This is a genomic window from Methylobacterium sp. NMS14P (genome assembly GCF_028583545.1).
Taxonomy (GTDB): domain Bacteria; phylum Pseudomonadota; class Alphaproteobacteria; order Rhizobiales; family Beijerinckiaceae; genus Methylobacterium.
This window is the reverse complement of the sequence record NZ_CP087106.1, coordinates 2,712,501-2,732,241: the sequence shown is the minus strand read 5'-3', so window position 1 is coordinate 2,732,241 and position 19,741 is coordinate 2,712,501. Positions and strand designations below refer to the sequence as shown.

General features: G+C 71.8%; 14 protein-coding genes (1 of these 14 running past the window's edge). 5 read left to right on the top strand and 9 right to left on the bottom strand.

All coding sequences use genetic code 11. The features are described from left to right. The first annotated feature begins 7 nt into the window (after positions 1 to 7). On the top strand, positions 8 to 298 hold the full coding sequence (locus LOK46_RS12950; RefSeq protein ID WP_273564124.1) for a hypothetical protein: 291 nt from the start codon (positions 8 to 10) through the stop codon (positions 296 to 298). Between the two features lie 243 nt (positions 299 to 541). Here LOK46_RS12950 and LOK46_RS12945 read toward each other — a convergent pair whose 3' ends face one another. The 6 genes from LOK46_RS12945 to LOK46_RS12920 form a co-directional block, all read right to left on the bottom strand. After that, positions 542 to 2,014 (bottom strand): NAD-dependent succinate-semialdehyde dehydrogenase, encoded by a 1,473-nt coding sequence (locus LOK46_RS12945; protein WP_273564123.1) that lies wholly within the window; start codon positions 2,012 to 2,014, stop codon positions 542 to 544. Continuing rightward, positions 2,007 to 4,019: an acyl CoA:acetate/3-ketoacid CoA transferase gene (locus LOK46_RS12940; protein ID WP_273564122.1), complete on the bottom strand. Its 2,013-nt coding sequence runs from the start codon at positions 4,017 to 4,019 to the stop codon at positions 2,007 to 2,009. The genes LOK46_RS12945 and LOK46_RS12940 overlap by 8 nt, the downstream gene beginning before the upstream one ends. 24 nt (positions 4,020 to 4,043) lie before the next feature. Beyond that, on the bottom strand, positions 4,044 to 5,174 hold the full coding sequence (phaC, locus tag LOK46_RS12935; RefSeq protein WP_273564121.1) for a class III poly(R)-hydroxyalkanoic acid synthase subunit PhaC: 1,131 nt from the start codon (positions 5,172 to 5,174) through the stop codon (positions 4,044 to 4,046). Then, a complete protein-coding gene (locus LOK46_RS12930; RefSeq protein ID WP_273564120.1) occupies positions 5,167 to 5,997 on the bottom strand; it encodes a poly(R)-hydroxyalkanoic acid synthase subunit PhaE in 831 nt (276 codons plus the stop codon). The genes phaC and LOK46_RS12930 overlap by 8 nt, the downstream gene beginning before the upstream one ends. Before the next feature lie 190 nt (positions 5,998 to 6,187). Then, positions 6,188 to 7,363, bottom strand: coding sequence for an iron-containing alcohol dehydrogenase (locus LOK46_RS12925; protein WP_273564119.1), 1,176 nt, complete (start codon positions 7,361 to 7,363; stop codon positions 6,188 to 6,190). 43 nt (positions 7,364 to 7,406) lie between these two features. Continuing rightward, a complete protein-coding gene (locus LOK46_RS12920) occupies positions 7,407 to 9,059 on the bottom strand; it encodes an acetolactate synthase large subunit (protein ID WP_273564118.1) in 1,653 nt (550 codons plus the stop codon). A 264-nt stretch (positions 9,060 to 9,323) separates the two neighbouring features. On the opposite strand from LOK46_RS12920, the gene LOK46_RS12915 reads away from it, so the two are divergent. Beyond that, positions 9,324 to 10,811: a DUF2252 domain-containing protein gene (locus LOK46_RS12915; RefSeq protein ID WP_273564117.1), complete on the top strand. Its 1,488-nt coding sequence runs from the start codon at positions 9,324 to 9,326 to the stop codon at positions 10,809 to 10,811. 9 nt (positions 10,812 to 10,820) lie between these two features. On the opposite strand, the gene LOK46_RS12910 is transcribed toward LOK46_RS12915, so the two are convergent. Further along, positions 10,821 to 11,759 carry a LysR family transcriptional regulator gene (locus LOK46_RS12910; protein ID WP_273564116.1) on the bottom strand — a complete coding sequence of 313 codons (939 nt, stop codon included), beginning with the start codon at positions 11,757 to 11,759 and terminating at the stop codon, positions 10,821 to 10,823. A gap of 1,067 nt (positions 11,760 to 12,826) precedes the next feature. After that, positions 12,827 to 14,470 (bottom strand): GMC oxidoreductase, encoded by a 1,644-nt coding sequence (locus LOK46_RS12905; RefSeq protein ID WP_273564115.1) that lies wholly within the window; start codon positions 14,468 to 14,470, stop codon positions 12,827 to 12,829. 222 nt (positions 14,471 to 14,692) lie between these two features. Between LOK46_RS12905 and LOK46_RS12900 the strand changes: the two genes are divergently transcribed. Genes LOK46_RS12900 through gluQRS form a run of 3 tightly spaced genes read left to right on the top strand, consistent with a single transcriptional unit; the run spans position 14,693 to position 17,928 of the window. Beyond that, complete coding sequence (locus LOK46_RS12900) at positions 14,693 to 16,723, top strand: ATP-binding protein (RefSeq protein WP_273564114.1); 2,031 nt, start codon at positions 14,693 to 14,695, stop codon at positions 16,721 to 16,723. Between the two features lie 46 nt (positions 16,724 to 16,769). Further along, positions 16,770 to 17,051 (top strand): hypothetical protein, encoded by a 282-nt coding sequence (locus tag LOK46_RS12895; protein ID WP_234082766.1) that lies wholly within the window; start codon positions 16,770 to 16,772, stop codon positions 17,049 to 17,051. Positions 17,052 to 17,067: 16 nt separating this feature from the next. Continuing rightward, positions 17,068 to 17,928 carry a tRNA glutamyl-Q(34) synthetase GluQRS gene (gene gluQRS / locus LOK46_RS12890; protein WP_273564113.1) on the top strand — a complete coding sequence of 287 codons (861 nt, stop codon included), beginning with the start codon at positions 17,068 to 17,070 and terminating at the stop codon, positions 17,926 to 17,928. 16 nt (positions 17,929 to 17,944) lie between these two features. Here the strand turns inward: gluQRS and LOK46_RS12885 are convergent, their stop codons facing one another. Beyond that, a protein-coding gene (locus LOK46_RS12885; RefSeq protein WP_273564112.1) for a M23 family metallopeptidase crosses the window boundary here: on the bottom strand, positions 17,945 to 19,741 show its 3' portion. Its footprint extends 228 nt past the window's final position; 1,797 of the gene's 2,025 nt are visible here — the last part of the coding sequence; its start codon lies off the right edge, out of view — the gene reads right to left on this strand; it ends in the stop codon at positions 17,945 to 17,947.

The window sequence follows — 19,741 nt, the reverse complement described above, 5'->3', positions numbered from 1 at the left end:
AGGCCCCATGTCGAAGACGATCCTCGCCCTCGCCACGTCCGTCGCTCTCGCCACGTCCGGCGCGGCGCTGGCCCAGGCGCCGCAGACCGGCGGCGCCAACCAGGGCAACGTCAACAAGTCCGGCGCGGTGGGCGGGACCGGGACGGGAGCCGGCTCCATGGAGAGCACTGGCTCCACCGGCGCCGGCGTGGCGCCCGGCACCAGCGGCGGTCCGCGCGTCAGCACCCCGGGGGCGCCCGCCGGCAGCAGCTCGGGCAACGGCGCCACGGGCAGCGGCGCGGCGCCCAGCGGCCGGTAGTCGGCCTCGGTTGCGCCGAGACGCGCCGTACTCCTTACCCCCCTCGGGAGAGTAAGCCGCGCCGCGTCTCGACCGGCCCGCACGGCGGCTCGAGGGGGCGCGGGTTTCCTCTCCCGCGCGGGAGAGAGGGCAGGTCGCGCCTCCGCATCGGCGCCGGCGTCCCCGAGCGATGCGGACATCGCAGCCCGCGGAGCGGGAGCGGACGCCCGTCAGGCCACGACCGAGGCGTCCGGTGGTCGGGCCCTACGCGCCCAGCCCGCCCACGCACAGGTACTTGGTGTTCAGGTAATCCTCGATGCCCTGGTACGAGCCCTCTCGGCCGAGACCGGATTCCTTCACGCCGCCGAAGGGCGCCACCTCGGTGGTGATGATCCCCTCGTTGATCCCGACCATGCCGTATTCCAGCGCTTCCGCGACCCGGAAGGTGCGGCCGAGGTCGCGGGTGTAGAAGTAGCAGGCGAGGCCGTACTCGGTGTCGTTGGCCATGCGGATCGCCTCCGCCTCGTCGCGGAAGCGGAACAGCGGCGCCAGCGGCCCGAAGGTCTCCTCCCGGGCCACCGCCATGGCGGGGGTGGCGCCGGTGATCACCGTCGGCTCGAAGAACTGGCCGCCCAGCGCGTGGCGGTGGCCGCCCGCCACCACTCGGCCGCCCTTCTCGACGGCGTCGCGGATATGGGCCTCGGTCTTCTCCACCGCCGCCATGTCGATCAGCGGCCCTTGCGCGACGCCGTCCTCAACGCCGTTGCCGACCTTCAGGCGGTTGGCCGCCTCGGCCATCTTCTCCGCGAAGGCGTCGTAGATCCCGTCCTGCACCAGGAAGCGGTTGGTGCAGATGCAGGTCTGGCCCGAATTGCGGTACTTGGCGAGCATCGCGCCGGCGACCGCCCGGTCGAGATCGGCGTCGTCGAACACGATGAACGGCGCGTTGCCGCCGAGCTCCATCGAGACCTTCTTCACCGTGTGGGCGGCCTGCTCCAGCAGCACCTTGCCGACCTCGGTGGAGCCCGTGAACGTGATCTTCTTGACGAGCGGGTTGCCGGTCATCTCGGCGCCGATGGCGCGGGCCGAGCCGGTGAGGATCGAGACCGTGCCGGCCGGGAAGCCGGCGCGCTCGCACAGCACGCCCCAGGCGAGGCCCGAGAGCGGGGTCTGCGAGGCGGGCTTGATCACGATCGGACAGCCGGCGGCGAGCGCCGGGGCGATCTTGCGGGCGATCATCGAGGACGGGAAGTTCCACGGCGTGATCGCCGCCACGACGCCGACCGGCTCCTTGGTGACGAGGATCTTGCGGTCGCCCCAGGGGGAGGGGACCACGTCGCCGTAGACGCGGCGCGCTTCTTCCGCGAACCACAGCACGTAGGCGGCCGACATGGCGACCTCGCCGCGGGACTCGGTCAGCGACTTGCCCTGCTCGGCGGTGAGGATCTGCGCCAGATCCTCCTGATGCTCGGTCACGAGTGCCGCGAGCTTGCGCAGCAGCACGGCGCGCTCGTTGGCGGTCTTGGCGCGCCACGCCGGGTAGGCCTCATGCGCCGCCTTGATCGCCCGGCGGGTCTCGTCGGCGCCGGCATTCGGCACCTTGGCGATCAGCGCGCCGGTCGCCGGGTTGGTGACGTCGATGCTGCCGGAACCGGCCTTCGACCATTCGCCGCCGATCAGGCAGGCATCGACCAGCAGGGCGCGGTCCTTCAGGGAGGGGGTCTCGAACTCAGGCATCCAACGGTTCCTTCGGCGGCCGCGGCATGTCGGGCTGGGACATGCCGGGCCGCGGCTTGAGAGGCACGCTCTGGGCCGTATTCCTCGCCTGCGCCTCGGCTTTTGTCTCGAAGACATGGGGAGCCAGGTCGCGGCTCGCCAACGAGGCGCCGAGTTTCAATCGCATGAACGCGCTCGTGGTATACCGGGACGCGGTCTCGTAATAGCGGTTTTCGAGATAGGCGATCGCCGAGAAGTAGGCGTCGCTCACCGTCGGGTCGATCTCGAAACCGTCGTAGTTGGCGATTAGGTGGACCTTGCGCCCGATCTCCTGGCAGGCGCGCTCGTATTCGCGGCGCACCAGCTCGACGTCGTCGATGGTCCGGACCTGGAAACCCTCGAGGTTCGAGAACAGGATGTTGCGCTCCGGGTCGTAGCTGATCCGCTCCGACAGCGAGAGGCCCAGCAGCCACGGCTCCAGCGCCATCACGGACTCGCGGAACAGGCGCGGGTCCATCGGTTGCGGGTCCTGCACGATCGGGGTGAAGCCCATCTGGCCGAGGATGTCGCGCTGGATGTCGATGCCCGGCGCGACCTCGACCAGCTCCATGCCGGCCCGGGTCCGGCGGAACACGCAGCGCTCGGTCACGTAGAGCACCGGCTGGCCGCGCTCGGCCGCGTAGGCTCCCGAGAAGGTCACCTGCTCCACCGCGGCGATGAATTTCCGCGAGCGGCCCTCGCTGAGAATCCGGATGCCGCCGTCCTCCACCGCCACCTTGAGGCCGTCGGCCGTGAAGGTGCCGGCGAAGACGAGGCTCTTGGCGTTCTGCGAGATGTTGATGAATCCGCCCGCGCCCGCGAGCCGCGTGCCGAACCGGCTGACGTTGACGTTGCCCTCGGCGTCGCACTGGGCGAGGCCCAGGCAGGCGAGATCGAGGCCGCCGCCGTCGTAGAAGTCGAATTGCTGGTTCTGGTGCAGCACGGCGGCCGGGTTGAGGGCGGCGCCGAAATCCAGCCCGCCCTGCGGCAGGCCGCCGATCACGCCGGGCTCGGCGGTCAGCGTCAGGTACTTGAGCACCCGCTCCTCGGCGGCGACCGCCGCGACGCCCTCGGGCATGCCGATGCCGAGATTGACCACGCCGCCCGGAGGCAGCTCGAAGGCGCAGCGCCGGGCGATGACCTTGCGGGTGTCGAGCGCCATCGGGGCGATCCGGTCGAGCGGCACCCGCTGGCGGCCCGTGAAGGCGTGGTTGTAGGGCGTGCCGTAGGTCTGGCGGTGGTTCTCGGGACTGCTCAGGACCACGCAATCGACCAGCACGCCGGGCACCTGCACCTCGCGCGGGTTGAGGGAGCCGGCCTCGGCGAGCCGCTCGACCTGGGCGATGACGAAGCCGCCCGAGTTCTTCGCCGCCATGGCGGCCGCGAGGTTGTCGAGGGTGAGCGCCTCGCGCTCCATGGTGATGTTGCCGGCGGGGTCGGCCGTGGTGCCGCGGATCAGCGCGACGTTGACCGGGAAGGCCTTGTAGTGGAGCCAGGACTCGCCGCCGAGCTCGACCACGCTGACGAGGTCTTCCCGCGTCACGGCGTTGAGCTTGCCGCCCTCCAGCCGCGGGTCGACGAAGGTGCGCAGGCCCACCTTGGTGATGTGGCCGGGGGTGTGGGCGGCGATCTCCCGGTAGAGATGCGAGACCACGCCGAGCGGCAGGTTGTAGGCCTCGATCTCGCCCGCCACCGCCATGGCGCCGAGCTTCGGCACGAGCGCCCAGTGGCCGCCGACGACGCGGCGGACAAGGCCCGGGATCGCGAGCTTGTTGAGGCCGCGCTCCTTGCCGTCGCCGGGGGCAGCGGCGAACATCAGGCCGATCCCGTGCGGGCCGTTGCCGGATTCGAAGCGGCGGGCGAGCGCCAGGATCAGCTCGTCGGGCGTGCCGATCCCGACGAAGCCCGAGACCGCGACCATGTCGCCGTCCTGCAGGATGGCGGCGGCCTCGTCGGCGCTGACGATCTTGTTCTTCAGGCTGCCCATGCGGCACTCCCCCGAGCCTGCACGTTATCCCCGCTTGCCGAGCCAGTCGGCGATGCCGGAGCCCAGCAGCTTCTGTGCCTTGCCGCCGACGAAGACGCCGACATGGCCGCCGGGCAGACCCATCTCGGTGTAGTCGGTGGTGCCGATTCGGTCCTTCAGCGCCTGCGAGGTGGCCGGCGGGATGATGTGGTCGTCCTGGGCGAAGACGTTCAGCACCGGGCAGGTGATGGCCTTCAGCTCCACCCGCCGACCGCCGAGCTCGAAGGCGCTCTCGACCAGCTTGTTGTCCTGGTAGAGGTCCTTCAGCCACTGCTTGGCGGCCTCGCCGGGATGGTCCGGACGGTCGGCGATCCACTTCTCCATGCGGAGAAAATTCAAAAACTTCTTCTTGTCGTCGAGGGCGTCGAGCAGGTCGAGGTTGTACTTCGTCATGGTGCGCATCGGCGTCATCATCGAGAACACCGAGCCCATGAAGGCGCCGGGCAGGGAGCCCTGCGCCTCGATCAGCCGGTCGACATCCTCGGGCGTGAGCGAGCGGGTCCAGACGTTGATGAAGCCGTGGCCGGCCCGGTTCTCCCGCGTGTCGGCGTGGAAGTCGATCGGCGTGATGGTCAGCACCATCGCGTTGACGGTCTCGGGGTAGAGCGCCGCGTAGCAGGTGGTGAAGACGCCGCCCTCGCAGATGCCGAGCAGGCTGACCTTCTCCCGCCCGGCCGCCTCTTGGATGAAGGCGACGCACTCGGCGAGGTAGCCGTCCACGTAATCGTCGATGGTGACGTAGCGGTCGGCCCGGCCCGGATTGCCCCAGTCGACCACGTAGAGGTCGAGCCCGAGCTTCAGGAGGTTGCGGACCAGCGAGCGGTCCTCCTGCAGGTCGGCCATCGTGTAGCGGCCGATCAGCCCGTAGACGATCAGCACCGGCGGCAGGCCCTTGCTCTCGGCGAGCGGCCGGTAGCGGTAGAGGCTGACCTTGTCCTGGCTCCAGACCAGGTCCTTCGGCGTGGTGGCGATCTCGACATCCGCGTCGCTGACATCGGCGAACAGCTTGGCGCCCTCGCTGATCCGGCGGCCGAGGGTGCCGACCTCGGCCAGCAACGCGGCGGGGGTGAGATTCAGCGGCGCGGCCGGCCCCTTCGGGCTTTCCTGATCAGCCATGGGCTTCCTCCCCGACCTGTGAACCACCCGCCTTCGCGACCTTGCCGGCCTGCCGGCGCTCCCGGCGCAGCGCCCGGACCTCGCGGCGCAGCTCGGTCAGGCTCTTGTGGACGTCGTCGAGCTCGGCCCGGGTCGGCTGGCCGTAGAACTCGGACAGGAACGCCGCGACGTCCTGCTGGGCGAGGCGCAGGTCGGTCGAGGCCCGGAGCACGGCCCGCTGCGAGGCCAGGAATTTGTCCGAGCGCTGCACCTCCAGCAGGACCGCGTTGGCGGTCTCGATCCACCCGCTCATCATCTCGCGGGCGGAGGCGAAGCTCTCGCCGCGCTCGGCGCGGGCATTGGCCTGCTGGGCGAAGGTCCCGGCGGCGCGGGTCCAGGCGTCGAGCATCACGGCCTGATGCTCGCTCTGCGCCCGCCGGAGCGTCGCCCAGGCGGTGAACAGGGCCGCGTAGCGCCGCTCGGTCTGCCAGAGGTCGGCGAGCTGCGGACCCTCGGCCATGCGGGTCAGGGCGGCGTCGAACTCGGCCGAGCCGCCGAGCCAGGCCTGCGGGTCGAAGATCCGGGCCAGCACCGCCCCGGCGGTCGGGTCCGGCGCGCCGGGGCCGCCCTGGAGGGATTTCGCGAGGGTCTGCGAGAGGGCGGTGGCGGAAGTCCAGGCCTCACTCAGCTTGGCCTGCGCCGCGGCGAGATCCGCGAGGTCGCCCCCCGGGAAGGTCGGCCAGCCGAAGCCGGGCGCGGCCTGCCCGGCGCCCGGGGTGAAGAAGCCCGCGCCGGCCCGGGTCCAGAACTCGCTCATCGCCCGGAACGCGTCGAACTGGTCCATGCTGGCGTCTCTCCTCACAGCCCCGGGGCTGAAGACTTCGAACCCGCCGTCCTTGCGAGCGGAGCGAAGCAAGCCAGCAGCGCCATGCTCAACGACGGCGCGCCGCCCTGGGTCGCTTCGCTGCGCTCGCGATGACGGTGTGGGCTGGACTGATCGGGCGACAGCCCCAGCATCACCGCCGTCGTCAAGCTCACGCCGCCGGCCGTGCCTCCCCGAGCGCCTCGGCGTAGATCGCGAAGGCGTCGTCGTAGGTCACCTCGCGCGGGTTGTTCACGAGGAGCCGCGTCTGCTTCATCGCGTCGGTGGCCATGCGCTCCAGGTCCTGCCGGGCGACGCCGACTTCGGCGAGCGAGGCCGGCACCTTGCAGTCGCGGCAGATCGCGTCGAGGCTCTCCACGAAGCGCTTGGCGGCCTCGGGCCGCGGCAGGTCCGCGGCCGCGGAGTCGAGGATCGGCGCCAGCTCGGCGTAGAGCGCCTCCGCGTGCGAGAGGTTGAAGCGCATCACCCCCATCAGCACCAGGGCGTTCGAGAGCCCGTGCGGCACGTGGAAGATCGCGCCCACCGGGTAGGCCAGGGCGTGCACCGCCGCGACCGGCGCGTTGGCGAAGGCCATGCCGGCCAGCATCGAGCCGAGCAGCATGCCGGAGCGCGCCTCGAGGTTCTTCCCGTCCGCGCAGGCGGTGCGGATGTTGGCCGAGAGCAGCGCCAGCGCCTGCTTGGCGAGCTGGTCGGAGATCGGGTTCTTCTTGTTCTTGCTGGTGAACGCCTCGATGGCGTGGACCATGGCGTCGATGCCGGTGGCGGCCGTGACGTGCGACGGCAGGCCGAGCGTCAGCTCCGGGTCGAGCACCGCCCAGTCGGGCAGGAGCTTCGGCGCGACGACGCCCTTCTTCTCGGTGGTCGGCGTCGTGACGATCGAGATCGGCGTCACCTCCGAGCCGGTGCCGGCGGTGGTCGGCACGAGGATCAGCGGCAGCCGGTCGCCCTTGGCGAGACCGACGCCGTAGATCGAATCGAGCGGCTCGTCGGACTTGGCGAGGTAGGCCACGAGCTTGGCGGTATCGAGCGCCGAGCCGCCGCCGATCGACAGGACGAGGTCGGTCCCGAGGTCCCGGGCGCGCTTGGCCGCCGCCTCGATCACCGTCGAGGGCGGGTCGGCGACCACGTCCTCGTAGACGTCGAGGGTGATTCCGGCCTCCGCAAGCGCCGCCTCGGCGGCCTGGGTGAGGCCGGCCCCGCGCACGCCCTTGTCGGTGACCAGCAGGACGCGCCTGGCCCCGAAGCTGCCGACGATCTCGGGCAGCTTCTTCGCGGCGCCGGCCTCGAACAGCACGTTCGGCGTGGTCTGGAAGGTGAACGGGTTCATCGCGCTGCCCTGTTGTCCTGCCGATCCGTCTGCGGAGCCGAGATCACTCGGCCGGCTCGAAATCCTTCACCTTGGCGCGCAGCTCGTCGACCAGCACGCGGGTGTTCTCCGAGTAGTCGATCGGCACCGCCACGAGGTGCACCCCGCCCGCCGCGAAGGCGCGGTCGAGGGTCGGCACGAGGTCGTTGACCGACTCGACCCGGTGGCCGGTGGCGCCATACGACTTGGCGTAGAGGACGAAGTCCGGGTTGCCGAAGGTCATCCCGTAATCGGCGAACTTGTCGACCGCCTGCTTCCAGCGGATCATCCCGTAGGCCGAGTCGTCGAGCACCAGCACCACGAGGTTGAGCTTCAGCCGGACGGCGGTCTCCATCTCCTGGCTGTTCATCATGAACCCGCCGTCGCCGCACACGGCCATCACGCGCCGCTTCGGGTAGAGCATCGCCGCCATCATGGCCGAGGGCAGGCCCGCGCCCATCGTGGCCAGCGCGTTGTCGAGGAGCAGCGTGTTGGCGACGTAGGTGCGGTAGTTCCGGGCGAACCAGATCTTGTACATCCCGTTGTCGAGGCAGACGATTCCGTCCTCGGGGATTACCCGGCGCACGTCGCGCACGAGGCGCTGCGGCGTCACCGGGAAGCGGTCCTCGCCGGCCCGGTCGCCGATATGGCTGAGGATGTGCTCGCGCAGGTGCAGCAGCGCGCCCGCGTTCGGGAGCTTGCCGTCGAGCTTGTCGGCCAGCAGCTTCAGCGTCGGCCCGAGGTCGCCGACCACCTCGGCGTCCGGATAGTAGACCTGCTCGACGTTGGCCGGCATGTAGCTGATGTGCAGGACCTTCTGGTCGGCCTGGCCCATGAAGAAGGGCGGCTTCTCGATCGTGTCGTGGCCGATGGCGATGATCAGGTCGGCCTTGTCGATCGCCTCGTGGACGTAGTCGCGCTCCGAGAGCGCCGCGGTGCCCATGTAGAGGTCGGTCCCGCCCGCGACGGTGCCCTTGCCCATCTGGGTGGTGAAGAACGGGATGCCGGTGCGCTGCACGAAGCCGCCGAGCTCGCCGGTGGCGCGGGGGCGGCTCGCGGCGGCGCCCAGCATGACCAGCGGCCGCTTGGCACCCAGGATCATGGCGGCGGCGCGGTCGATCGCGGCCGGGTGGGCGACCGGGATGTCGATCGGGTGCGAGGGCACGAGGTCGGCCTCGGCTTCCTCGGCGGCGATGTCCTCCGGCAGCTCCAGCAGCACCGGGCCGGGCCGCTCCTCGGTGGCGACCCGGAAGGCGTCGCGCACGATGGTGGGGATCGAGGAGGCCGAGACGATCTGCCGGGCCATCTTGGTGATCGGCTTCATCGACGAGATCACGTCGACGATCTGGAACTTCGCCTGCCGCGAGGACAGGATGCCCTTCTGGCCGGTGATGATGATCATCGGCATGGCGCCGAGATGCGCGTAGGCCGCGCCGGTGGAGAAGTTCAGCGCGCCCGGGCCCAGCGTCGAGAGGCAGACGCCCGGCCGGCCGGTGAGGCGGCCGTGGGTGGCGGCCATGAAGCTCGCCGCCTGCTCGTGCCGGGTCAGGACCAGCTCGATCTTGGAGTTCCGCAGAGATTCGACGACGTCGAGATTCTCCTCCCCGGGAATTCCGAAGATGCGATCGACGCCCTCGTTCTCGAGGGCGGCGACGAGGAGATCTGAACCCTTGGGCATGCGAAGTCTCGCTGATGCAACGGTGTTCCCGGGCCGTCCAGGTCGGGTGCGGCACTTTGATCGCGAGGCCGTGAACGACACGAGACGGAGGAACACCCCCCGAATATTCGGTTCGTTAGAGGGCCGGCCTGTAGAGCGGTCAAGGGCCGTCCGGGCCCGTGACGTCACAGAGCCGGCCGGATGCTACCGTGTGGACGTCCGCTCCGGCTTCGGGGCGGTCAACCGCGCGGTCGAGGCAGGCCCGCATTCCGCGATGGGACAGCGATGGATCGCATCGAGAGCGACAAGACGGCGCCGCCCGAGGACCGGGAGGCAGACGCCCCGGGCGTGGAATCGGTGCTGGCGCCGGTCGCCGAGTTCCCGCGGATCGACCTCCGCGCGGGCGTCGAGGCCTGGGACAAGCGCCGCAAGGCCGGCAAGCGGCTGCGCGCCGAGGTGCCCCACGCGCGCCAGGCCGGGCTGGACCCCGATCCGGACCGGCCCGACCCGGTCGCCCTGATCGAGGCCGCCCACGAGGGCCGCCAGCCGCACCTGATCCCGCTGCGGGTCGCCCGGATGGCGAGCTCGCCCTTCGCGTTCCTGCGCGGGGCCGCGCACGTCATGGCCTGGGACCTGTCGCGCGGGCCGCGCAGCGGCATCGACGTCGTGATGAACGGCGACGCGCACACCGACAATTTCGGCCTGTTCGGCACGCCGCAGCGCGACGTCGTCCTCGACCTCAACGATTTCGACGAGGTCACGATCGGCCCCTGGGAATGGGACCTCAAGCGCCTCGCGGCCGGGCTGGCAGTCGCCACCGACGACGCGGGCGTGCCGGCGGCCGAGCGTCGCGCGGCGATCATGGAGGCGGTCTCCGGCTACCAGCACACGATGCGGCGCCTCGCCCCGCAGGGCTCCCTCGACGTCTGGTACCAGACCACCCGCGCCGACGGCCCGCACATCGCCGGGCTCCAGATGGACGCGGAGGCCCGGGCCGTGGTGCGGCGGGCGGTCGACAAGGCGCGGCGGCGGAACAACCGCAGCCTGCTCGCCCAGGTGGCCGAGCGGCGCACCGACGGCAGCTGGCGCCTGCAGACCGATCCGCCCATCCTGACGCCGGTGGACGCGGCGACCCGCGAGGGCGTCGTCACCGGCCTGGAGCGCTACGCCGAGACCCTGCCGCGGGAGCGGCGCTTCATGCTCGACCGCTACCACGTGGTCGACGTCGCCCACCGCGTCGTCGGCGTCGGCAGCGTCGGGACCCGGGCCTACCTCGCGCTGCTGTTCGGCAATTCCGACGCCGACGCGCTCTTCCTCCAGGTCAAGGAGGCGGTCCGCCCGGCGCACGCGCCGTACCTGCCGGGCGTGCCGGCGCCGTTCTCCGGGCACGGGGGCGAGCGGGTGATCTACGGCCAGCGCCTGCTCCAGGCGGTGGGCGACCCGCTGCTCGGCTGGACCAGCATCGCGGGCCGGCCGTTCTACGTGCGCCAGATGAAGAACCTGAAGGGCGCGATCCCGCTGGCGCGGATGTCCGGCGGTCCGCTCCTGACCTTCTCGTACGCCTACGGGACGCTCCTCGCGCGCGCCCACGCGCGGACCGGCGACGCGGCGGCGATCGCCGGCTACTGCGGCAGCGGCAAGCACCACGACCTGAGCGGGGCGATCGCCGACTGGGCCGCGGCCTACGCGGAGCGCAATGCGGCCGACTTCGCCCTGTTCCGCGCGGCGATCGCGAGCGGCCGCCTGGAGGCCGCGGACGATCCCTGCCTCTGAGCCGCGGGCTCAGATGATGCCGGGGGCCGGCGGCTCGTGGGCCAGCCGGACCAGGAGGTCCCGGAGCCAGCGATGGGCCGGGTCGCGGTCGTAGGAGGCGTGCCAGAGCATCGACACGGGCACGTCGTCGAGGGGTATCGGCACGGGGCTGACGCTGAGCGCCAGGGCGCTGGCGAAGGAGGTGGCGAGCCGGGCGTGCATCGTGGCGATCACCGGCGCCGCCCGGACCATGAACGGGACCACGAGGAAGCGCGGGGTCGTCACCGCCAGGGTGCGCGAGCGCCCGATCAGCGCGAGGGCGTCGTCGACGACCCCGTGGGCGGTCTCGCGCAGGGACGTCAGCACGTGGGGGAAGCGCAGGTAATCGTCGAGCCCGATCGGCGGCTCCAGGCCGATCAGCGCGGCGTTGAACAGCACGACGTAGCTGTCCCGGTAGAGGAGGCGCTGCTTGTGGTGGAGCTGCCCCTCCGAGAACAGGCCGATGGCGAGGTCGACCCGGTCGGCGTCGAGCTCGTCCAGGATCCGGGTCCGGTCGACCGAGCGCAGCAGCAGCCGGATACCGGGCGCGTCCCGGCGGAGCTGCGCGATCAGCCGCGGCCCGAGCAGCGCCTCGACGCTGTCCGGCAGGCTCACCGTGAAGGTGCGCGCGACGGTGGCCGGATCGAACTGCTCCTCCCGGTGCACCAGCGCCTGCACCTGCCGGAGGGTGGCGCGCAGCGGCTCGGCGATCTTGAGGGCGCGGGGCGTCGGCCGCATCCCGTCCGGCGCCCGGGTCAGGAGCTCGTCGTCGAACAGGCGGCGCAGGCGGGCGAGGCTCGAGCTCATCGCCGACTGGCCGATCCCGACCCGCGCGGCGGCCCGCGTGACGCTGCGCTCGTCGAGCAGCGCGTCGAGGGCGACCAGCAGGTTCAGGTCGATCCGGCTGAGATCGATATGGTCAATGGCCACGGGCGTCGCGTTCGATGGGGATTCGGACGCCCGACATAGCAGACGCGACGGCGTGCCCGTCATCCCGGGGATCCGCGCGCCGATGGGCCAGGATCCCGCCCCGACGGCGTCGGTCGGGACACCCGCGCCGTGCCCCCTCTCCCGTGCGGGAGAGGGCTGGGGTGAGGGATAAGACGCTTCCGGATCGCGCGCGCCATCACGGTTCGGCCAGGGCGCGCCACGTCCGGACAGGCCTGATCCCTCACCCTGTTCCTCTCCCGCACGGGAGAGGGGACCCGCGCCTGACTCGCGCGTCGAGACGTCCCGTCCCACGGCGCTCCGACCTTGACAATGTTCCTATTCTGTGCTTCCTGTCCGCGGCGTCCCGGGAGCGATCCCGGGGCGTCCTTCGGGGGCCCGCCCGGTGGCTGACCGTGCGGGTCCGGGGACGGGGCGGCGCCCGCGTCGGTGGCTCTCAGCCGCCATCGCCCCGGGCGGCGGACCGGTGCGGGGCGTGCCTCGGACGCGGGCGTGAGACCGGGCGGCACTGTGCCCGGCGGGGTGAGGAAATGCCCCCGCGCCGACCCGCGTCTGGGCCGAGCCTGAGCGACCTGCGGACCCGCCCACTACGAGGCGGGGGACGGCTGGAAGGCCACGGCGCCGATGCGGGTTCCGGAGGTGCGGGCACGGCGTGCGCGCACCTCGCCCGAGACCGCTGACGGGGAGTCGCAGGACCGGGACGCTGGAGACGCCGCGACGAGAAAGACGGCACCGGCCGGGGCAGGCGCCCGGCCGGTGCCGCGGGGCGCCGCGGGGATCGGATCCCGCGCGTACCTGGCCGACACCTGGGTTCCCGCGGCGTCCCGCGTCCCTCGTGCGGTTTCCCGGGCCATGCCCCCGGCGCCACGAGCGCGCGGGGACGATGACGCGTGTCCACTGCCGGTCCCGCAGCCCGGGGCCGGAGCGCGGCGAGCTCGGGGAACCCTCCGGAGGCCGCGCGAGGGCCGCGGCCTGCCTCCGAGGTCCGCCGGCGCGGACACCTCGGGCGCGAAGCCGGGCGGGAGCGGCGCGCCTCGACCCGCCGCTCCTCAGGCCGGCAGCGGCTCACGCGGCTCGGTGTGGTCGAAGAGCCGGGGCGGCGCGATCGCGTCCCGGGCGCCCATCCGGGCGACGAGATGGTCGGCGACCCGCAGGGCGTTGGCGATGATCGTCAGCGTCGGGTTTACGGCGCCGATCGACGGGAAGAAGCTGGCGTCGGTCACGTAGAGGTTGTCCAACTCGTGCGCCTTGCAGTTCGGATCGAGCACCGACGTCCTCGGATCCTCGCCGAACCGCAGGGTGCCCGCCTGGTGGGCGGTCCCGCCGATCGGGACGTTCTTGCCGAGGTAGAGCGAGCGGTCGAACAGGTGCGGGTGGATGTCGGTGAAGCTGCAGATCTCGCGCAGCTTGTGCCGGAGCCGCTTGTGCGCCTCGATGTTCGTCTCGGTGAGGTCGAGATGGACCGTGCCGTCCTTGTAGAAGATCCGGTTCTGCGGCAGCGGCACGTCCTCGGAGGTCAGCCAGAAGTCGACGGAGTGCTTGGCGATCCAGTCGAAGGGCTTGTCGGGGAACCACTGCAGGAAGCCCGGCAGGCCCTCGCCGTGGATCTGGGCTCCGTCCGACTTGCCGACCATCTGGATGTGGCCGAGGGGGAAGTCCCAGCCGTCCTTCGTGTCCGGATCGCCGAAGTAGAAGTCGTTGAGTCCGAGCGTCTTCTGGAATCGGGTCGGGTTCGGGACCTTCGAGATCGCCAGCACCGTCGAGTTGTTGTGGCGCATGTAGTTGCGCCCGACCTGGTCCGAGCCGTTGGCGAGGCCGTTCGGGTGCCGGTCGCTGGCCGAGCGCAGCAGCAGCAGCGCCGAGGAGAGGGCGCCGCAGGCCACCACCACGAGGTCGGCCGAGGCCTCGAACGGCGCGCCGTCGCGGTTCCCGACGATGCCCGTGACGGTGCGGCCGGACGCGTCGGTGACGAGGCGCTCGACGTAGGTGCGGGTGAGCAGCGTCAGGTTCGGGCAGTCGCGCAGAGCGGGGTCGACCACCATGGTCTGGGCGTCGGACTTGCCGTTGGTGGGGCAGGGGAAGCCGTCGAACGATTCGCACTTGATGCACGGCGAGGTCGGCACCGCGCGGCCGTCCTTCTCCACCAGCCGCACGCCAACCGGCAGATGGAACGGGTGGTGGCCGGCCCGCTTCAGGTTGTCGAACAGCTCCTGGATCCGCGGCTCGTGCGCCACCGGCGGATGGGCGTAGGGCTTGGTCGACCAGGGCTCGGTCGGGTCCTCGCCGCGCAGGCCGTGGACGTGGAACAGCTCCTCGGCCGCCTGATAGTACGGCTCGAAGACGTCGTAGCCGACGGGCCAGGCCGGCGCGACGCCGTCCCGATGGCGGATCTCGGAGAAGTCCCTCTCGCGGAGGCGGAAGAGGATCGAGCCGTAGAACTTCGAGTTTCCGCCGACGTAGTAGTGCAGGCCCGGGTGGAAGCTCTTGCCGTCGGACGAGTACCACGTCTCCTTGGCCTGGTAGTAGCCGTCGACGATCACCGCCTGACTGTCCCAGTTCCGCGGCTCGCGCAGCAGGTAGTCGCCGCGCTCGATCAGCAGGATGCGCTTGCCCGTCTGGGCGAGGCGCCACGCCATCGTGCCGCCGCCGGGACCGGACCCGACAATGATGACGTCGTAGTGCTCACCGGGCATGTACCGTCTCCGTCCGGACCTGCGTCCTGGCAGGCAACTCGCGAGCCGCTTTTCGGATCACCTCACGGTTCCGTTAAGCCCGTGCCGCGTCGCGGACTCCGCCGCCGACTCCGCCGCGGACTCCGCGAAGTCCGCAACCGGCGGTTAAGGGCCTTTCCCAACGCCCCCTTCAGGTTCGGCTGCGATCCTGGGGCGAACCGGCCTGACGCCGGGGAGGCCGGAATGATCGACACGATGGCGCCTGTCCTGGCGCTCCTGACCGCGGCCGCACTGGCCTTCGGCCTCTGGCGCCTGCTCGGAACGCGGCGCGCCGAGCGCGAGGCCGAGCGGCTTCAGGACCGCATCTGGCGGATCAGCGAGAGCGAGGACCGCTACCGCGCCCTGGTGGCCGCCACGACCGAGATCATCGTCCAGCGGGATGCCCGCGGGCGCATCACCTACGCCAACGAGGATTTCGCCCGCCTGCTCGGCCGCGAGCCGATCGCGCTGATCGGCTCCCAGGACGATCTCGAGATCCTCGACCGGAACGCCGTGGAGATCGGGCCGGACGGGGTCCGCCGCCTGGAGGCGCAGGTCCGGACGACGGACGGGCGAGCGCGCTGGTTCGCCTTCGTGGAGATGCCGGTGGCGCACGGCGACGCGACCCACTGGCTGCGTGCGGGCCGGGACGTGACCGCGCGGGTCGAGGCGATCCGCAGCCGCGACGCGGCCCTGGAGCGCGCGGAGGCGGCGAGCGTCGCGAAATCCCGCTTCCTGGCGACGGTGAGCCACGAGATGCGGACGCCGCTCAACGGCATCCTGGGCATGGCCGACCTCGTGCTCGGGACCGAGCTGAACCCCGAGCAGCGCACCTACGTGGAGGCGGTGCGCACCAGCGGCCAGGCGCTGCTCGGCCTGATCGACGGGGTCCTCGACTTCTCGCGGATCGAGGCGGGGCGCCTCGATCTCGCGGACGAGCCCTTCGACCTGCCGGCGCTCTCCGAGGGGGTGGTCGAACTGCTGGCGCCCCGCGCTCAGGACAAGGGCATCGAGATCGCCCTCGACGTGGCCGAGGACTTCCCGGCCGCGATCCTGGGGGACGCCGACCGGGTGCGGCAGATTCTGATCAACCTCGCCGGCAACGCCATCAAGTTCACCGAGCGCGGCGGCGTCGGCGTCAGCCTGAGCTTCGCGCGGGCCGGGGCCGGCGGCGAGGTCGTGCTCGCCGTGGCGGATACCGGCCCGGGCATCCCGGAGGAGAGGCTGCCGATCCTGTTCGAGGAGTTCGAGCAGGGCGACGGCAGCGCGAGCCGCAGCCACGAGGGCACCGGCCTCGGGCTCGCCATCACGCGGCGGCTCGTGACCCGCATGGGCGGGCGGATCGAGGCGGAATCGCGCCTCGGCCGGGGCTCGACCTTCCGGGTCCTGCTGCCGCTCGCCGAGGTCGCGGACGCCGGGGGCGGCGGGCGCGCGCCGCTGCCGACGCTCTCCCCGCGGCGCTGCCTGATCGTCGCCGACTCTCCGTTCCAGGCCCCCTACCTCGCCCGCAGCCTGTCGCGGGCCGGGGCCGCCACCGTGATCGTCGACAGCCTGGACTCGGGCCTCGACGCCCTGTCGGGGGCTGCGTTCGACGCCGTGCTGGCGGACCGGGCGCTGGGCGACGCGGCGGTGCGGCAGATCGCCGACGCGGCGCGCGCCTGCGGGGTCCGCACGAGCCTCGTGCTCCTCTCGCCGTTCGACCGGCGCGGCTTCGGCGCCCCCGGCGCGGCGGGCTTCGACGGCTACCTGATCAAGCCGGTCCGCCCGCGCTCCCTGTTCGATCGCCTGCTCGCCTCGACGGGCCCGGTCGAGGCCACGTCGGCCCCGCCGGCGGCGCCGACGCGCGTCGGCAGCAGCCTCCGGATCCTGCTCGCCGAGGACAACCCGATCAACGCCCTGCTGGCGACCCGGGCCCTGGAGCGGCTCGGCGCCACGGTGGTCCACGCCGTCGACGGCCTCGAGGCCCTCGCGCGACTGGAGACGGACGGCCCCTTCGACCTCGCGCTGATCGACGTGCGGATGCCCCGCCTCGACGGGCACGAGACCGCCCGGCGGATCCGCGCCGCCGAGTCGGGCGGCGTGCACCGGCTCCACCTCGTCGCGCTAACTGCTAATGCCGGCCGGGAGGACGAGGCCGCCGCCCGGGCGGCCGGCTTCGACGGGTTCCTGGCGAAACCGCTCAATCTGAAGCTGCTGCCGCCGCTGCTGGAGCGCCAGTCGGCGCGGGCCGCCTGAGGGTGCGCGTTGACAGGCGGGCGGGTCCCGCGCCAACAGGAGGCCCATGTCGACAGCCAGCCCTCCGTCGCCCGCACCGCGCTCGTCGAGCGGCGCGCTTGCCGCCTGGGGCGCCGCCTTCCTCGTGATCGCCACCGTGCTCATCGGCGCCCTGGCGCCCGCGCGGCACGGGGCACCGGTCATCTCTGCGGCCGACGACCCGGCCTGCGTCGAGTGGACCGACGGCTGCAAGGTCTGCCAGCGCCTGGCCGAGGGGCCGGCCTGCTCGCTGCCCGGCATCGCCTGCCAGCCCGGCGCGCTGCAGTGCCTGCACCGCCGCGAGGGGTGATCCGGCGGTCCGGCCCGTGACCGCCGCGGCGCCGGTGCTGCGCTTCGCGCCGAGCCCGAACGGGCGGCTGCACCTCGGCCATGCCTTCTCGGCGCTGCTCAACGCGGATCTCGCCGCCCGGATGGGCGGCCTCTGCCGCCTGCGGATCGAGGACATCGATCCCGCGCGCTCGAAGCCGGCCTTCGTCGACGGAATCGTCACCGACCTCGCCTGGCTCGGGCTGACCTATCCGGAACCGGTCCGGCACCAGTCCCGGCACATGGCAGACTACCGGGCCGCCCTCGACGGGCTGATCGGCCGCGGGCTCGCTTATCCGTGCTTCTGCTCACGTGGCCAGATCCGGGCGCGCATCGCCTCCGGCGGCGACAGCCCCTGCGATCCGGACAGTATGCCACTCTACCCCGGAACCTGCCGCGACCTGGGCTCGGCGGCGGCGGAGCGGATCGGCCGGGGCGACCCGCATACCTGGCGGCTCGACATGGCGGCCGCGATGCGTTGCGCCGGCCCGACGCTCGGCTACGTCGCCTTCGACGAGGCCGGCGCGCACCGGGTCGCGGCGGATCCGACACGCTGGGGGGATGCGGTGATCGCCCGGCGCGACGTGCCGACGAGCTACCATCTCGCCGTGGTCCACGACGACGCGGTGGAGGGTGTCACCCACGTGGTGCGCGGCCGCGACCTGGAGGCGGCCACCGACCTGCACGTGCTCCTGCAGACCCTGCTCGGTCTTCCGGTCCCGCGCTTTCGCCACCACCCGCTGCTGCTCGACGCCAGGGGCGAGAAGCTGTCCAAGTCGCGCGACGCGCAATCCCTCGCCGACCTCCGGCAGGCCGGCCAGACGCCCGAGGCTGTCCGCGCCCGGCTCGGCTTCGCCTGAGCGGCAGCGCGCTCCCTCAGCGAACCGCCGCGTCGCGCTGGGCGAGGGCGGTGGCGCTCTTCGACTTCTGCATGGTGGCGTCGATCTGCTCGCGCTGGCGCTTGAAATCGGCGAGCAGGCGTCCGTCGAGCTCCCGGCCGCGGGGGACGCGGATCTTCATCGGGTCGACGAAGTGGCCGTTGATGATCACCTCGTAGTGGAGGTGCGCGCCGGTCGACAGGCCGGTCGAGCCGACATAGCCGACGATCTGGCCCTGCCGGACCTTGACGCCCTCGCGGATGCCGCGGCCGAACCGCGACATGTGGTTGTAGGTCGTCACGTAGCCGTTGACGTGCTGCAGCTCGACCCGGTTGCCGTAGCCCGAGGTCATCTCCGCGCGGATCACAACGCCGTTGCCGGCCGCCATGATCGGGGTGCCGATCGGGTTCGACCAGTCGACGCCCGTGTGCAGCTTGGCGTAGCCCAGCACCGGGTGGCGCCGGTAGCCGAAGCCGGACCGCATGATCCCGTCGGCGATGGGCTTGCGCAGCAGGAACTTCTTCAGCGACCGGCCCTGCTCGTCCAGATAGTCGATCGTGCCGTCATCCGGTGACTGGAAGCGGTAGACCTTGCGGGTCTCGCCGCCGAGCGTCAGCGCCGCGTAGAGCAGGTCGGGGCGGTCGGCACTGGCATCGTCGTCGGTGCTGTAGAAGACGTCGAGCCCGTCGCCGCTGCTGATGCGGCGCTGGAAATCGAGGTCGTAGCTGAAGACCCGGACGATATCCTCGACGGTGGCCCGCGGCAGATCGTGGCGCGCGGCCGTCTCGTACAGGCTCTGGTACAGGCGCGGCCCGGAGCCGGAATCCTCGTCCTCGTCCTCGCCGGCCTCCGCCTGGGGCTGCGCCTTGGGGGAGGGGGCCTCCTCAGATGGGGGCGCCACCGAGACGAAGGCGCCGCGGTCGTTCAAGGCCGCGATGCCCTCGATGCCGCTCTCGCCGTAGAGAACCACGCGCGTGACCTGTCGGGGATCGCCGGGGCGGGGTCCGGGGGCAACCTGGACGCGCATCGGCTGGCCCTCGTTGAGGGCGGCCGTGCGGGTCTTGCCGCCGAGTGCGGCCACGATGCCGCGAATGGCGTCGTCGCTCGCGAAACCGGTCGCCTTCAGCGTGGTCTCCACGGTCTCACCGCGCTTCAGTGCGAGATCGCGTTCCTCCACGAGCGGAGCTTCGTTGGCCTTCAGCTCGACCTTGGCGACCTTGGTGACGTTCTCCGGGACGACCAGCACCTCGATCAACTTGAACGGATTCGCCTCCTTCGGCGCCGCGCCGTCGCCGTCTCCGGCCGCGCCCTGCTGGAGTGTCCGCGACAGCATGATCTGCGGTGCGATCGGGATGGCGGCGCGGCGCCCCGCCTCGGCGGCGATGCGGCGCTCTTCCTCGACCTGCGCGGTGACGTCGTCGTCGGTGAGGGCGGGCGCAGCGGCGTCGACGGCGGCGTCGGCGAGATCGCGCTTGACCACGGTGACTTCGGCGCTGGGCGCGTCGGCGGACGCGTCGGGCGCGCGCTCCAGCGGCTCGTCGGAGACGAACTTCATCGGATCGAAGCGCGGAGGCTCGCTGGCGTAGACGCCCGTCGTCATCGACAGGGGCGTGGTCAGCCGCACGAAGGCCTTGGCCTTGATGATCTCTCGGTCGCCGAGGCGAACCGTGACGGGCGCCTTGAAGCTCTGCTTGGCCGAGGCGACCATGAGGTTGCGCACCAGCCGGTCGCTCTTGCGGGCGATGTTCGCGCCGCTCTCGCTCGGCTGGGGCCGGGGCATGATGGTCGCCTTCTC

What these genes read in the sequence shown, in the direction of transcription:
- LOK46_RS12950 (WP_273564124.1), top strand. Translation starts at nt 8, where the DNA reads ATGTCGAAGACGATCCTCGCCCTCGCCACGTCCGTCGCTCTCGCCACG.
- LOK46_RS12945 (WP_273564123.1), bottom strand. Translation starts at nt 2,014, where the DNA reads ATGCCTGAGTTCGAGACCCCCTCCCTGAAGGACCGCGCCCTGCTGGTC.
- LOK46_RS12940 (WP_273564122.1), bottom strand. Translation starts at nt 4,019, where the DNA reads ATGGGCAGCCTGAAGAACAAGATCGTCAGCGCCGACGAGGCCGCCGCC.
- phaC (WP_273564121.1), bottom strand. Translation starts at nt 5,174, where the DNA reads ATGGCTGATCAGGAAAGCCCGAAGGGGCCGGCCGCGCCGCTGAATCTC.
- LOK46_RS12930 (WP_273564120.1), bottom strand. Translation starts at nt 5,997, where the DNA reads ATGGACCAGTTCGACGCGTTCCGGGCGATGAGCGAGTTCTGGACCCGG.
- LOK46_RS12925 (WP_273564119.1), bottom strand. Translation starts at nt 7,363, where the DNA reads ATGAACCCGTTCACCTTCCAGACCACGCCGAACGTGCTGTTCGAGGCC.
- LOK46_RS12920 (WP_273564118.1), bottom strand. Translation starts at nt 9,059, where the DNA reads ATGCCCAAGGGTTCAGATCTCCTCGTCGCCGCCCTCGAGAACGAGGGC.
- LOK46_RS12915 (WP_273564117.1), top strand. Translation starts at nt 9,324, where the DNA reads ATGGATCGCATCGAGAGCGACAAGACGGCGCCGCCCGAGGACCGGGAG.
- LOK46_RS12905 (WP_273564115.1), bottom strand. Translation starts at nt 14,470, where the DNA reads ATGCCCGGTGAGCACTACGACGTCATCATTGTCGGGTCCGGTCCCGGC.
- LOK46_RS12900 (WP_273564114.1), top strand. Translation starts at nt 14,693, where the DNA reads ATGATCGACACGATGGCGCCTGTCCTGGCGCTCCTGACCGCGGCCGCA.
- LOK46_RS12895 (WP_234082766.1), top strand. Translation starts at nt 16,770, where the DNA reads ATGTCGACAGCCAGCCCTCCGTCGCCCGCACCGCGCTCGTCGAGCGGC.